The 14,892-nt window shown below is 58.8% G+C and carries 10 protein-coding genes; 4 read left to right on the plus strand and 6 right to left on the minus strand.

Features of this window, described 5'->3' with window-relative positions; genetic code table 11:
• Positions 1 to 20 precede the first annotated feature (20 nt).
• Positions 21 to 1,868, plus strand: a complete 1,848-nt coding sequence (locus tag IB254_RS03020; protein WP_192416345.1) for a polyurethanase — start codon at positions 21 to 23, stop codon at positions 1,866 to 1,868.
• A 99-nt stretch (positions 1,869 to 1,967) separates the two neighbouring features.
• Here the strand turns inward: IB254_RS03020 and IB254_RS03025 are convergent, their stop codons facing one another.
• Positions 1,968 to 2,192 carry a YgdI/YgdR family lipoprotein gene (locus tag IB254_RS03025; RefSeq protein WP_192416346.1) on the minus strand — a complete coding sequence of 75 codons (225 nt, stop codon included), beginning with the start codon at positions 2,190 to 2,192 and terminating at the stop codon, positions 1,968 to 1,970.
• A gap of 222 nt (positions 2,193 to 2,414) precedes the next feature.
• Between IB254_RS03025 and IB254_RS03030 the strand changes: the two genes are divergently transcribed.
• The 3 genes from IB254_RS03030 to IB254_RS03040 all read left to right on the plus strand — a co-directional run bounded on the left by IB254_RS03030 (position 2,415) and on the right by IB254_RS03040 (position 8,580).
• Positions 2,415 to 4,067 (plus strand): VRR-NUC domain-containing protein, encoded by a 1,653-nt coding sequence (locus tag IB254_RS03030; protein ID WP_192416347.1) that lies wholly within the window; start codon positions 2,415 to 2,417, stop codon positions 4,065 to 4,067.
• Positions 4,064 to 6,343 carry an ATP-dependent DNA helicase gene (locus tag IB254_RS03035; RefSeq protein WP_192416348.1) on the plus strand — a complete coding sequence of 760 codons (2,280 nt, stop codon included), beginning with the start codon at positions 4,064 to 4,066 and terminating at the stop codon, positions 6,341 to 6,343. Before IB254_RS03030 ends, IB254_RS03035 begins: the two co-directional genes overlap by 4 nt.
• 317 nt (positions 6,344 to 6,660) lie before the next feature.
• Positions 6,661 to 8,580: a PAS domain-containing sensor histidine kinase gene (locus IB254_RS03040; RefSeq protein WP_192416349.1), complete on the plus strand. Its 1,920-nt coding sequence runs from the start codon at positions 6,661 to 6,663 to the stop codon at positions 8,578 to 8,580.
• 189 nt (positions 8,581 to 8,769) lie between these two features.
• Here IB254_RS03040 and IB254_RS03045 read toward each other — a convergent pair whose 3' ends face one another.
• From IB254_RS03045 to IB254_RS03065, 5 genes are all read right to left on the minus strand, one after another.
• Positions 8,770 to 9,246: a hemerythrin domain-containing protein gene (locus tag IB254_RS03045; RefSeq protein WP_192416350.1), complete on the minus strand. Its 477-nt coding sequence runs from the start codon at positions 9,244 to 9,246 to the stop codon at positions 8,770 to 8,772.
• A 231-nt stretch (positions 9,247 to 9,477) separates the two neighbouring features.
• On the minus strand, positions 9,478 to 10,821 hold the full coding sequence (locus IB254_RS03050) for a cation:proton antiporter (RefSeq protein ID WP_192416351.1): 1,344 nt from the start codon (positions 10,819 to 10,821) through the stop codon (positions 9,478 to 9,480).
• 527 nt (positions 10,822 to 11,348) lie between these two features.
• On the minus strand, positions 11,349 to 12,491 hold the full coding sequence (locus tag IB254_RS03055; protein ID WP_192416352.1) for a MalY/PatB family protein: 1,143 nt from the start codon (positions 12,489 to 12,491) through the stop codon (positions 11,349 to 11,351).
• Between the two features lie 206 nt (positions 12,492 to 12,697).
• Complete coding sequence (locus tag IB254_RS03060) at positions 12,698 to 13,351, minus strand: hydrolase (RefSeq protein WP_192416353.1); 654 nt, start codon at positions 13,349 to 13,351, stop codon at positions 12,698 to 12,700.
• A 186-nt stretch (positions 13,352 to 13,537) separates the two neighbouring features.
• Positions 13,538 to 14,806 carry an OprD family porin gene (locus IB254_RS03065; protein WP_192416354.1) on the minus strand — a complete coding sequence of 423 codons (1,269 nt, stop codon included), beginning with the start codon at positions 14,804 to 14,806 and terminating at the stop codon, positions 13,538 to 13,540.
• Positions 14,807 to 14,892 lie beyond the last annotated feature (86 nt).

The following is a 14,892-nucleotide window of genomic DNA, read 5'->3' on the forward strand; positions in this document are numbered from 1 at the left end:
AACAAAAGAGAGGCTTTACCATGGGTGTGTACGACTACAAAAACTTCGGCACAGCAGATTCAAAGGCGTTGTTCACCGACGCCATGGCAATCACGCTGTACTCCTATCACAACCTCGATAACGGCTTTGCCACCGGTTATCAGCACAATGGCTTCGGTCTGGGTTTGCCGGCGACGCTGGTGACCGCGTTGATTGGCGGTACTGATTCCCAGGGCGTGATTCCCGGCGTGCCGTGGAACCCGGATTCGGAAAAAGCCGCGCTGGCGGCGGTGCAGAAAGCCGGCTGGACGCCGATCACTGCTGCGCAGCTGGGTTACGACGGCAAGGTTGATGCACGCGGTACGTTCTTCGGCGAAAAGGCCGGGTACACCAGCGCCCAAGTGGAGATCCTCGGCAAGTACGATGCGCAGGGCCATCTCATTGAAATCGGCGTGGCCTTTCGCGGCACCAGTGGACCTCGGGAAAGCCTGATCAGCGATTCGATCGCCGACGTGATCAATGACGTGCTGGCAGCGTTGGGGCCCAAGGATTACGCGAAAAACTACGTGGGCGAGGCCTTCGGCGACTTGCTTGGCGATGTTGCCGCGTTTGCCCGGGCCAATGGCTTGTCGGGCAAGGACGTGCTGGTCAGTGGTCACAGCCTTGGCGGCCTGGCGGTCAATAGCCTGGCGGACCTGAGCAACGACAAGTGGGCCGGGTTCTACAAGGATGCCAACTACATTGCCTATGCCTCACCGACGCAAAGCAGCACCGATAAAGTGCTGAACGTCGGTTATGAAAACGATCCGGTTTTCCGCGCACTCGACGGCTCGTCCTTCAATCTGTCGTCGCTGGGCGTGCACGATGCGCATCAGGACTCGGCGACCAACAACATTGTCAGCTTCAACGATCATTACGCCTCGACGGCGTGGAATGTGCTGCCGTATTCCATCCTCAATATTCCGACCTGGATTTCCCACCTGCCCACGGGGTATGGCGATGGCATGACGCGGGTGCTGGAGTCGAAGTTCTACGACCTCACCAGCAAGGACTCGACCGTCATCGTTGCCAACCTCTCTGACCCGGCGCGAAGCACCACCTGGGTTCAGGACCTCAATCGCAACGCCGAAACCCACAAGGGCAGCACCTTCATCATTGGCAGCGACGGCAACGACCTGATTCAGGGCAGCAAGGGCAACGATTACCTGGAAGGCCGCGACGGCAACGACACCTTCCGCGACGGCGGCGGCTACAACATCGTGCTGGGTGGCAAGGGCAGTAACGTGCTGGATCTGCAGCAGTCAGTGAAAAACTTCGATTTCGCCAATGACGGCGCAGGGAACCTGTACATCCGCGATGCGCAGGGCGGCATCAGCATCGCCCGCGACATCGGCAGCATTGTCACGAAGGAGCCTGGGTTTCTCTGGGGGCTGTTCAAGGATGACGTGACCCATAAGGTCACCGCCAACGGCCTTGCGGTGGGCAACGACCTGACGCAGTACGCGTCCACGCTGAAGGGCGGAGCGGGGGCCGATACGTTGAAGGCGCATCCCGGCGGTGATTGGTTGTTTGGTCTGGACGGCAACGACCATCTGGTGGGCGGCCAAGGCAACGACGTGTTGGTGGGCGGGGCAGGAAATGACCTGATGGAGGCGGGTGGCGGGATCGATACGTTCCTGTTCAGTGGCGCGTTTGGCCAGGATCGGATCTTGGGTTATCAGGCGAACGACAAACTGGTGTTTCTCGGGGTTCAGGGGGTGGCGCCGAATGATGACATACGCGCCCATGCCACGGTTGTGGGGCAAGACACGGTGCTGACGTTTGGCGGTGATTCGGTGACGCTGGTCGGGGTTGGGCTGGATAGCCTGACCAATGTCGTCATCGCCTGAAGGTGATGTGGCGCCTGTAAGGGCCTCTTCGCCGGCAAGCCGGCTCCTACGAAATTTCTGTAGGAGCTGGCTTGCCAGCGATGAACGATAACGCGGTCCTCAGTCTTCCTTGCGAACCGTGGCGACGTCATTAACCTTGACCTTCACTTTCGCCCCGGAAATATCTTCGAACTCGTAAAAGCCTTCTTTGTTATTGGCTTTGGGCATGTCCTTGGTCAAATATTGAGTGCCGTTCTGCAGCGTCACCACCGTTGGCGTCGAGCAACCGGCCAGGGCCAGAAGGGCTGCCGCTACCAGTGGCAAACCCAGCGTCTTGATATTCATAACCACCTCTCATCCTCCAAAAATCAGCGCGACTGCTTCGAATCCTCCAATCGCCGCTGTACTTCTTACCGCCGTTGGTGCGACGGATCCCCAGAAAGTTCGATGGGCCACCCAAAAAAACCGGATCGCGCCGCCGCTTATCCTTTTCCGTTTGCACCGGACGGGTCGTAGCTGGTATCTGTACGCATAACCAGTATTTGCTCGCCATGGCCCTGTTTCCCTGTGACCACAAATCCCCTCGACGATCCGTTCTATTACTTGAACAACTTCATGCAAGTTCTTGATTGGCTTGAACATCGTTATGCCGATGTATTGAGTGTCGAGGAGCAATGCTTCATCCGTGAGTTCAATCGACTGCCCCGGGAACCCCGTGCGCTCCTGGTCCGGATGGTCATGCGCAAGGGCGTTCACTTCCGGGCGAGCAAACTGCATTACGTCGAGATTGGCGACATTGCCATGGCCGCTGAGCCGTTGTTGGCCCAGGGCTGGATCGATGAGCAGTCGCCGTTGCCGCTCGACGTGGTGTTCGAGTCGTTGCTCAAGGCCGAAATCCTTCAATGTTTCGGTGCCGCCATCGATCTGCCCAAAGGGAAAAAGTCCGACTGGCTGCCTGCAATGAGCGAACGGTTTCCCGAGGTACAACCCTTCAATCAGTGGTGCGCGCCACTAAATGATCGGTTGTTCAGCCTGACTATCATGGGCTTGTGCGATCGCCTGCGCCTGATGTTTTTCGGCAATCTTTACCAGGACTGGTCGGAATTCGTGCTTGCCGACCTCGGCATCTTTACCTATGAAAAAGTCGAGTTCTGCGCCGAATCACGCGGCTTGCGCAGTCGCGAGGACGTGGATGCCTGCCTGTTTCTCCATGACTGTCAGCAGCAGTTCGAGGCCGGTGAAGCGGTGGAGGCGGTTGTCGAGCAGATCAACGGGCTGGCGCTGAGCAATCCCTGGCTGCAAAAACGGCGCAGCAAATTGCTGTTCCAGATCGGTCAGCACTGCGAACGCGTGGCGAATTTCGCCAATGCCCTGGGCATATACCGCGAGTGCGCCTGGCCTGGCGCACGGTCGCGATTGATTCGTGTGCTGGAGCGCTGCGGCGAGTATCAGTTGGCCATGGACCTGGCGGTTTCTGCCGGGCAATCGCCGGAAAGCGCCGCCGAACAACAGCAATTACTGCGAGTGGTGCCCAGGCTGCGGCGCAAACTCGGCGGGCCGGCAGTGAAACGATCCTCTCCACGGGAAATGCAGCGTCTCGATCTGCAACTGCCCAGAACCGACCCGACGCTGTCGGTGGAGTTTTACGTTCAGGCGCATCTGGCGGAGGAGTCGGCGCCAGTGCATTACGTCGAAAACAGCCTGATCAACTCATTGTTCGGGTTGCTGTGCTGGCCGGCAATCTTTGCGCCGTTACCGGGGGCGTTTTTCCACCCGTTCCAGCGCGGGCCGGCGGATTTGCTCAATGAAGACTTCCAGGCGCGCCGGGCCGACCTGTTTCAGGCCTGCCTCGCCGAACTGGATGACGGGCGTTACCGCCAGACCATCCGTGAGCGGTATGTCGCCAAGTGGGGCGTGCAGTCGCCTTTCGTGTTCTGGGGCGCGTTGAGCGAACCACTGCTTGAACAGGCCCTCGATTGTCTGCCCGCCGAGCACCTTAAGCACTGGTTCAACCGCCTGCTGCTGGACATCAAGGCCAACCGCGCCGGCATGCCGGACCTGATCCAGTTCTGGCCGCAGCACAAGACCTACCGCATGATCGAAGTCAAAGGCCCGGGTGATCGCCTGCAGGACAACCAGTTGCGCTGGATCGAGTTCTGCCATGAACACCAGATGCCGATTGCTGTTTGCTACGTGCAATGGGCGGAGCAGGGCGCTTGAGTTACAGCATCGCGGTGCGGGCGTTGTGTGAATTCACCGCCAAGGTCGGGGACCTCGACCTGCGCTTCACGCCCTCGCCGACAGCACTGGAAGGGATCGTCGGCCACCGTACGGTGGCGTCCCGGCGTAGCGAGGGTTACCAGAGTGAGGTCGCGCTTGAAGGTCAGTACCAGACGTTGAAGGTCAAGGGCAGGGCGGATGGCTACGACCCGGCGCAAAACTGCCTGGAGGAAGTCAAAACCTATCGCGGGGACTTGAGCAAACAGCCGGCCAACCATCGTCAACTGCATTGGGCGCAGGCCAAGGTCTATGGCTGTTTGATGTGCCAGAAACTGGGCCTGGCGCAGATCAACTTGGCGCTGGTGTATTTCGACATCGTCAGCGAAAAGGAAACCTGCCTGGTCGAGGCCTTCAGCGCTGAGGAACTGCAGGTGTTCTTCGAGCACCATTGCCGACTGTTCCTGCATTGGGCCGAACAGGAAATGGCCCATCGCGAGGCGCGCAACGGCGCGGCGCAGCAACTGGCGTTTCCCCATGCCGGTTTTCGTCCGGGCCAACGGCATCTGGCCGAGTCGGTGTTCAAGGCGGTCAGCACTGGCCGGTGCCTGATGGCGCAGGCGCCGACCGGCATCGGCAAGACGCTTGGCACGCTGTTTCCGATGCTCAAGGCGCTGGCGCCGCAGCAACTGGACAAGGTGTTCTTTCTTACGGCAAAAACGCCGGGGCGCAAACTGGCGCTCGATGCTGCGCAGGTGATCCTCGACAGCGCGGATGCGCCGCCGCTGCGGGTTCTGGAGATGATCGCCCGGGACAAGGCCTGCGAACATCCGGATAAAGCCTGCCACGGCGAATCCTGCCCATTGGCCCAAGGCTTCTATGATCGCTTGCCGGCCGCGCGCCAGGCCGCCAGCGAGCTGTCACTGTTGAACCAGAATGCCTTGCGCGAGGTGGCCGTGAAACATGCGGTGTGCCCGTATTACCTGAGCCAGGAAATGGCCCGCTGGTCAGACGTGGTGGTCGCCGACTACAACTACTATTTCGATTTCAGTGCGCTGCTGTTCGGGCTGGCCCAGGCCAATAACTGGAAAGTCGCGGTGCTGGTGGACGAAGCCCACAACCTGGTGGAGCGCGGCCGGCAGATGTACAGCGCCAGTCTCGACCAGTCGGCCCTCAATGGCGTGCGTAAAACCGCGCCCGAGCCGTTGAAAAAATCCCTGCAACGGGTCAATCGTGAGTGGAACGCCCTGCATAACCTGCAACTCGGTGCGTATCAGGCTTACGACAAGCCTCCGGAAAAATTGCTTCAGGCGCTGTCCTCGTGCAGTGCGAGCATCGGCGATTACCTCAATGATCACCCGCAGGGCCTGGACAGCGCATTGCAGACGTTTTATTTCGACATGCTGCAATTCTGCCGCGTCGCCGAACTCTTTGATGAACAGTTTCTGTTCGACATCAGCAAGCGGGACCTCGAGCGTAACAAACCGCTCTCGCAACTGTGCCTGCGCAACGTGGTGCCTGCCGGGTTCATCCGCCCACGCCTGACGGCTGCACGCAGTACCGTGCTGTTCTCCGCGACGTTGAGCCCGCGTCATTACTATGGGGATCTCCTCGGGACGCCGGCGAACACGGTGTGGATCGATGTCGAATCACCGTTTCACGCTGACCAGTTGAAGGTCCATATCGTCAATCAGATATCCACGCGGTTCGTCCATCGGCAATCGTCGCTGGCACCGATCGTCGAGCTGATTGCCCGGCAGTTCAGTCAACGCCCTGGCAACTACCTGGCGTTTTTCAGCAGCTTCGATTACTTGCAGCAAGTGGCGCAGTTACTCGCCGAAAAACACCCACACATCACTGTGTGGGCGCAATCGCGGGGCATGGGAGAAGCCCGGCGCCAGGACTTTCTCGATCAATTCACCGCAGACAGCCAGGGAGTCGGCTTCGCAGTGCTGGGTGGGGCATTTGGCGAAGGCATCGACTTGCCCGGCGCGCGGTTGATCGGTGCATTTATCGCCACCTTGGGCCTGGCGCAACTCAACCCGGTCAATGAACAGTTGAAGCATCGCATGGCCGCGATTTTCGGTGCCGGTTACGACTACACCTACCTGTTCCCCGGCGTGCAGAAAGTGGTGCAGGCCGCAGGGCGAGTGATCCGCACCCAGCAGGATGAGGGAGTGGTGATGTTGATTGATGACCGCTTTGGCGACAGCAAGGTCAAGCAACTGCTGCCGCGCTGGTGGTCGGTTGCTCCGGCGATTTCGCTCTCGGCTGAGTAGGACTTTTACCTTTAAAAACATCGATATACCTTGAAAAACTCAGGCATTTGAACAAGTGGCGAATGCCCGCTTTATTCATAGAGGCAATCATCACTTTCAGCCAGTCTTTGATAAGGAAATCAAGGTATGTCAGCAGCACGCGGATCAAGATCGCCGGTTATACCCAGCAGGTTCCGAGTTTCGTATACAACGATTTGTATGCCTGCATTGTCAGATACGCAAACCGATAAGACTTTGCGTCAAGCGGGGCATTTCGGCTTTCCAAACCCCGGGTTTGTCGCATACTCCTCAAAAAACATTTCCGACGTGAGGGCTCAATGAACGGAGATCGAAGCAAAGCCAGCACCATCGAGGACGGACGCTTTCGCCTGTTGATCGATGCGGTCATTGACTATGCGATCTACATGATTGATCCCGACGGCATCATCACCAGCTGGAATGCCGGCGCTCGACGTTTCAAAGGGTATGAGGAAGCGGAAATCCTCGGTCAGCATTTTTCGCGTTTCTACACCGAAGAGGACCGTCTCAAGGGGATGCCCCAACGAGCCCTGGACACCGCCATTCGGGAAGGGCGTTTCGAGGGGGAAGGCTGGCGGGTGCGCAAGGACGGTACGCATTTCTGGTGCCATGTGGTGATCGATCCGATCCTCGATCCGACGGGAAAATTACTGGGGTTTGCCAAGATCACCCGGGACCTGACCGACCGCAAAATGGCTGAAGAAGTGCTCAAGCAAAGCGAACAGCAGTTCCGGCTGCTGGTGCAAAGTGTCACGGACTACGCCATCTACATGCTCGACGCTGACGGACGGCTGACCAACTGGAACCCTGGTGCCCAGCGCATCAAGGGTTACTTGCCCGAAGAAGTGATCGGCCAGCATTTTTCGATGTTTTACACCCCGGAGGACCGCGCAGCCGGCGAACCGAAGCGCACGCTGGACATTGCCGTCCGTGAGGGGCGATTCGAGAACAAAGGCTGGCGAGTGCGCAAGGACGGCACGCGGTTCCTGGCGCATGTCGTGGTCGATCCGATCTGGGGCGATACCGGGACGTTGCTTGGTTTTGCCAAGATCACCCGGGATATCACTGAAGCGACCCACGCTCAGCAGGCGCTCGAACAAACCCGTGAAGCGCTTTTCCAGGCGCAAAAAATGCAAGCCATCGGGCAATTGAGCGGGGGGATTGCCCATGATTTCAATAATTTGTTGACGGTGATCCTTGGCAATCTGGAAATCGTGCGCAAGCGAATCGGGGACGATTCGAAGATCACCCGATTGCTGGACAACGCCACTCAAGGCGCCTTGCGTGGAGTGGCGCTGACCCAGCGCATGCTGGCCTTTGCCAGGCGACAGGAACTGAAGACCGAGTCCGTCGAGATACCGACGCTGGTGGAGGGCATCACCGGCCTGTTGCGCAGTTCCCTCGGGCCTTCCGTAGTCCTCGAAACCCGTTTTACGGAAACAATCGAGCCCGTTTTGGCCGACAAAAACCAGCTCGAGCTGGCAGTCCTTAACCTGGCGACCAATGCCCGCGACGCCATGCCCCATGGCGGCAAGCTCCTGATCAGCGCACGCCCTGAAGACGCCGGCGATCACACCTCGCTCACGCCAATGACAGGTCGTTATGTTTGCCTGAGCATCAATGACACAGGGGAGGGCATGGACGACGCCACACTCGCCGTGGCGATGGACCCGTTCTTCACCACCAAAGGGGTCGGAAAAGGTACGGGGCTGGGATTGTCGATGGTGCATGGCTTCATCGAACAATTGGGTGGGCGATTCATTCTAAAGAGCCAGATGGGCAAAGGCACCACGGCCGAACTGTGGATTCCCGTCGCCACGCAAGGTTCGATCGCCAAGCCTGCCCAGGAGGAAGCCGCACCGCCGGTGCCTCGTCTGTGCGTGCTGGTGGTGGATGACGACAGCCTGGTGCTGACCAGTACCTGCCTGTTGCTCGAAGATTTGGGGCATCAGGTGATTAGTGCGGTATCCGGGGCTCAAGCGCTGACAGTGCTCGACAGCGAACAAGCCATCGATCTGGTCATTACCGACATGGCCATGCCGCAAATGAACGGTGCGCAACTGGCGCAAGCGATCCGAAGCATCAGGCCCGACCTGCCGATCATCCTCGCCACCGGTTACGCCGAGCGGCTGGAAGGATTTGCGACCAAGCTCCCGCGCCTGTCCAAGCCTTTCACTCAACTCCATCTGGTGGAAATCATCGCCTCGACTTTACGGTAATAAACCGCCCGCTCTTCGAGCGTACATGCTTATTCCCCCGCGCCCGTAGGAGCCGGCTTGCTGGCGATGATCGTTAACGGTAACGCGTGTGAACTGTTTCAACGCGGGGAGAACCTGAGTCGATCGCCAGCAAGCCGGCTCCTACAGATGAACGTAAGCCGTCGGAGCTTTTTATGTTTGTCGCTTTGATCAAGCCGCCAGATTGGCCGCGCTCATTTCTTTCTTGTACTGAGCCTTGAGGCTTTCCATCTGCGCACCCAACTCTTCAAGTGTGGCCTTGCCCAGCAGCTTTTTCGCCTGAGGAAACATTTCCGTTTCTTCCTCTTCGATGTGGTGCTCCAACAGCTCCTTGACCACTTTGACGCGACCGGCGAATTCCGGGGAGGACGGGTCAGTGACTTTCAAGTCGGGAAGTACCAGGGAGTCCACGGTGCGGTGTTCTTCCTTGGCCTCGTAGTACATGACGTCCTGTTCCTTGCCGCCTGCTTTTTTATACGCGGGGTACAAGACTTCTTCTTCGAGTCGGGTATGAATGGTGATCTCCATTTCGAGCTTGGCCAGCAACTCGGTGCGTTTTTTAAGACCGCGCTCGGTGGATTCGCTCAGTTGGGTGAGGATGCCTTTTACACGTTCATGGTCGGCTTGCAGCAGGTCAATGGCGTTCATGGTCGAGTCTCTCAAATAGTCACGGGGATGTGTGCGAACGTTCTGAAGGGCGAAGGTCGCTCATAGTCCTTGAGCATTTGTCGTGCCGATTTTTCTGCAGAAGCAACTCACTTGAAAATCAACAAGTTGAATTGGCTGGTGGCGAACTGCGGTCATGCAGGCTGCATGAGTCCGGATTTTGACTCATGCAGTTCGCGGCTTCGGTTTTCGCGGAAATTCACCGGTATCGAATCAAGCGTTTTGCTTTTTGTGCTGTTCGTACCAAGCCAACATCGGTTGCGTGCTGATGCCGTGGATGAGGATGCTCAACGCAACCACCGACAACGTCAGATCGGTGCAAAGCGTTGCAATCGACGGTGCCAGCCCATGGTTCAGGGCATAGAAAAGGTAATACAGACTACCGATGCCACGGATGCCAAACCAGCCGATCAGCAGGCGCTGATGACCGTTCAGCACGCCACGAGAGGGCAGGGCGATGACACTCAGCGGTCGGATCAGGCAGAACAAAGCGCCGCCGATCAACAGTGCTCGCCAGTCCCAGTGCGCGACCAGCACCACGCCGAGCAGCGTAACCAGAAACACTTCCATGGCCCGTTCCACCAGAGTGCCGAACGCGAGCATGTCACCCATCATGATACCGACGGCCACCTGCGTATCTTCGAGGCTTTCGGTATCGCCATGTACGGCGTGCTGCGGCTCGACGTTCTGATGGCCGACCACTGGCTGAACCAGATGCTCGGCGGGAATTTCGTCATCGCCGGTGGATTTGACCTCTTCATGGCGCAGACCGAGGCCCGCAGCGAACACGGACAGAAAGCCGTAGCCATGAATCCATTCGGCGCCCACATAAGCCAGGGCAATCAAGGCGAGGGCCAGGTAGTCGTTGGGTGAAAGGGTGCTGTCGTCATTTTTGATCCGCAGCGCCAAGGTCAGGCGACCGATACCGCGCCCCATTCCATAGCCGATCAGCAGGCCGGCGGGAACTGCCCAAAGCAAGCTGCGCAGCACCCAGTCGCCAAACCAACCGGGGTTGCCGTCGTGTTGCAACAGCAGCAACCCGAGGATCACAAACGCAAAGGCAATCCCGTCATTCAGCCCCGCTTCACCAGAGAGACCGAAGCGCACGCTGTCGTCATCCCGCGCGTCATTGACTTGCACCAGGGCGGCAAGTACCGGATCGGTCGGCGCCAGTATCGAGCCGATTAACACAGCAGCACCCCAGGAGAGTTCGAAGCCGTAGTGCAGCAGCAGGCAAACACCGGCAATGGTCAACATCATCACCGGGCCGGCCAGACCGATGGCGACACACCAGTTCTTGTCCCTGAAGGGTGAGCGCAACTTCAGGCCGCAGACAAACAGCGAAAAGAGCACCGCAACTTCCGTCAGGTGCTCCATCCAGATCGAGGCATCCTGTATGTCCAGTTTCAATAACCCGAGCGCTGCCGGCCCAATGGCGACACCCAACACCAGGCACACCGCCGACGTGGTGACCGGCATCCAGCGCAGATACGACGACGTCAGCGCCAACGTCAGCAGCACCGCACCCAACACCGCCATCCAGATAATAAAGCTCATGTGCCGTACTCGTCGGAGCGCTGATGCGATGCCGGGCCGATGAGTGCGGCCATGACGACCTCCTGAGCTGGAGCGGCCCGTGACAGGGCCCCTAAGCGTATTGAGGGGCGAGTTTTGTCAGAGGTTCACTTTTTCACGCCGGAGCCGGTCGTGGTCCGATAGAGGGAATGCTTGAAAGAAGTGGAGATCGGCGATTGACCTTGAGCCTTGCGCTGACCTTGCGGACGTCATCGCTGGCAAGCCAGCTCCTACAAGGTGCGGAGTGGCTCGCAGTGATGTGTGTCGTGACAAATTTCTGTAGGAGCCGGCTTGCCGGCGATTGGGCCTTGAGCCTTGCGGTGGTCTTGCGGACGTCATCGCTGGCAAGCCAGCTCCTACAAGGTACGGGGCGGCTGGCAGTGATGTGTGTCGCGACAAATTTCTGTAGGAGCCGGCTTGCTGGCGATGGCGTCCGTCCAGTCAACAAACTGGCTGGCGGGCCCACCGCAATCGCCAGCAAGCCGTCTCCTACAGGGGGGATGTGTTGGTTAGCGCAAACTGCGCTCCATCCGCGCAATGCCTTCCTCCAGCAACGCGCGCGGGCAGCCGAAGTTCAGGCGTACGAACTGTTGGCTGTCATCGCCGAAATCCAGGCCAGGGCTAAGCCCGACCTTCGCCTTTTCAAGGAAGAACTGCTGCGGGTTCTGCAACCCCAGCGCCGAACAGTCGAGCCAGGCCAGGTAGGTGCTCTGAGGCACATTCATGCTGATGCCGGGCAAGCGCGTGCGAACGGCTTCCACCAGATAATCGCGGTTACTTTGCAGATAGTCCTTGAGCGCGGCCAGCCACGGAGCACCTTCGGTGTAAGCAACACGTGTCGCTTCCATGCCCAGCGGATTGACGCTGTCGACCATGCCGCAGCGCGCATGGTTGACGCGCTCGCGCAGGGCGCGGTCCTGAATGATCATGAACGAAGTCTTCAGGCCTGCGATGTTGTAGGCCTTGCTCGCCGACATCAGCGTGATGGTGCGCCGGGCGATTTCCGGGCTCAACGACGCGGTGGGAATGTGTTGGCGGCCATCGAAGCACAGTTCGGCATGGATTTCGTCGGAAATGATCCAGGCTCCCTGCGCCACGCAGATATCGGCCACGGCTTGCAGTTCTTCCCTTGGGAACGCCTTGCCCAGCGGGTTATGCGGGTTGCTCAGCAGCAGCGCACCGCCGCCTTCCAGCGACTGGCGCAAGACCTGAAGCGGCGTGGCGTACGTGCCATCAGCCATCGCCTCGAAATTCAGTTCAACCTTGTTCAGCCCCCAATGCCCCGGTGCATGACGCAGCGGTGGGTAGTTGGGCGTTTGCACCACGACATTCTGTTGCGGCTCGACCAGCGCATTCAGGGCCATGTTGAAACCCGATTCCACGCCCGGCAGGAAGATCAGTTCCTGCGGCTCGACGCGCCAGGCGTACTTGTTCCAGAGGTCAGTCACGATGGCATTGCGCAAGTCATCCTGCGCCACGCTGTAGCCGAGCAACGGGTGTTCCAGACGTTTTTGCAGGGCCTGGATGATCACCGGTGGCGCGGCAAAATCCATGTCGGCAACCCACATCGGCAATACGTCGGCCGGGTAGCGGCTCCACTTGGTACTGCCGGTGTTGTGGCGGTCGAACACCTGATCAAAATCGAAGGTCATGCTCATTCTCATACAAGGCAGGGTTGTTTTCGGCGGTCATGATAAACGCCAACCCCTGTGGGAGCGAGCCTGCTAGCGAAGGCGGAGGTTCCATTGCATCGATGCGGGCTGTGACGGCCCCATCGCGAGCAAGCTTGCTCCTACAAAAAACTCAGTTCTTCGCGATAGAAAGCGACTCCAGTGTGCCCCGGAGTCGCGGCGATTGCTTAGTGTGCTTCGGAGGCGCCGAACATGGTCTTGGCGTAGATCAGGCCCAGACCGTAAGAACCACCGTTGGCAATCGAGGTTTTCACGGTTTCGTCGTAGGTTTCGGTACGTGCCCAGTCGCGCTGCAATTCAAGCAGGTATTGCAACGAAGTCATCGGCCGCGCGCCGATCTGGATCATGCGCTGCATCGCCATTTCATGGGCTTCGGTGGTGACGTCGCCACAGGCGTCGGCAATCACGTACACCTCAAAACCCTGGTCGATGGCCGACAGCGCCGGGCCGACGATGCAAACGGAGGTCCACAGGCCGGCGAGGACGATTTTCTGTTTGCCGAACTTGTTCACTTCCACGGCAATGCGCTCGTCTTCCCAGGTGTTCATGCTGGTGCGGTCGATGACGTTGTGTTCCGGGAACACCGATTTGATTTCGTCGAAGATCGGGCCGGAGAAGCTCTTTTCGGCAACGGTGGTGAGGATGGTCGAGACCTTGAAGCCACGTGCCGCCTTGGCCACCAGCGCGGCATTGTTGCGCAGGGTCACGGCGTCGATCGACTTGGTCGCAAAGGACATTTGCGACTGGTGGTCGATCATGATCAGCGTGTGGTCGGTTGGGGTCAGCAGGGTTTTGCCGGGTACTGCTTTTGCGATAGCCATGGCGATGTCCTTACGGGGTGAGTGAGGAGGCCATGGTTGCGTAGATTGGGGCGGGGATATTGAACCGATGTGCTGTGTTTTGCCTTTCTTGCGGGGCGAGGCTAGCCAGTTCCTGCAGGATCGGGGTGTACGCCCCCCCTGTAGGAGCCGGCTCGCTGGCGAAACAATGGTGGCCGTTATGCCGCCTTACCAGATCGGCAACGTATAGCTGACGATCAAACGGTTTTCATCCAGATCACTGCCAAAATTTGTCGAGCGCACCGTCGCATTGCGCCATTTCACTCCGACGTTTTTCAGCGGTCCGCTCTGCACCACATACCCGATATCGGTATCACGCTCCCATTCCTTGCCTTCAGGGCGGTTGTTACCCAGGTCTATATCGGTACCGTTGATGTAGCGGGTCATGAACGTCAGGCCGGGAATGCCGAGGGCGGCAAAGTTGTAGTCGTAACGGGCCTGCCAGGATTTTTCGTCCTTGCTGGCAAAGTCGCCGATCTGGACGAAGTTCACCAGGAACGCATCGGTGCCATTGATGTAGGCATACCCGGTATCGCCGCTCATGCCTTGATAGCCCAGGCCGAATGCATGCCCACCGAGGTTGTAGGTGAACATGGCGCCAATTGCCTTGTTGTCGACATTACTGCCGCCATCATCGATGGAGCGTGCGAACCGCAGATCAGTCTTCAACGATTGACCGACGGTGACCGGCAACACGTAGGTCAGGTTGACCAGGTGCTGGCTGTAGAAATTGTCGAGGTGGCCGTAGCTGTAACCAGTGGCGAGGTTACTGGTCCATTTGTAGTTCAGGCTGGCGAAATCGAAGCTGTCGCTGTCCAAATGGCGGCTGGTGATGCCCTTGGCGCCGGTTCGGGTGATGCCCATGTCCTCATAGTCCGAGGAGTCGCGCTGGTTGACCTGCGTCAGCCGTCCGGCATCCACGGTCAGGCCTTCGACTTCCAGCGAAGTCAGTTGGCCGCCCTTGAAGGTTTGCGGCAACAGCCGTGAATCGTTGGCCAATACCGTCGGCAGCTTGGGCAGCAATGTGCCCAGTTTCAATGTGCTTTTGGACGCACGCAGTTTGGCGGTCAGGCCCAGTTCACCGTACTCGTCTTGCGCGCCTTTGCGCGTGTCGCGATGGCGCAGGAGCAGGCCGGAGCCGGCACGATCCGGGCTGGAGTCGAGTTTGACGCCTACCAGGCCGATCGCATCAAAACCGACCCCGATCAGCCCCTCGGTAAAGCCGGATTCGTAGCGCAACAGGAAGCCTTGCGCCCATTCCTCCTGTTTCGATTGCGCCGCGTTGGTCTGACGATAGTCACGGTTGAAGTAGAAGTTGCGTAGCTCAAGGCTGGCCTTGCTGTCCTTGATAAAGTCAGCAGCGGCGGGGGCCGAGAGGCTGATGACGCCGCCGGCCAGCAACAGTCGGGTAGCGAGAGTGCGGGTGTTGCGATCCATGTGAAGCCCCTTTGTTTTTATTATGAAATGACGGCTTGCGCGACCCTCGCCAACCGGGCGAGGGCTTACCAAGAAAAAACGCGAGC

The sequence above is a fragment of the Pseudomonas sp. PDM03 genome (genome assembly GCF_014852385.1).
Lineage (GTDB): Bacteria > Pseudomonadota > Gammaproteobacteria > Pseudomonadales > Pseudomonadaceae > Aquipseudomonas > Aquipseudomonas migulae.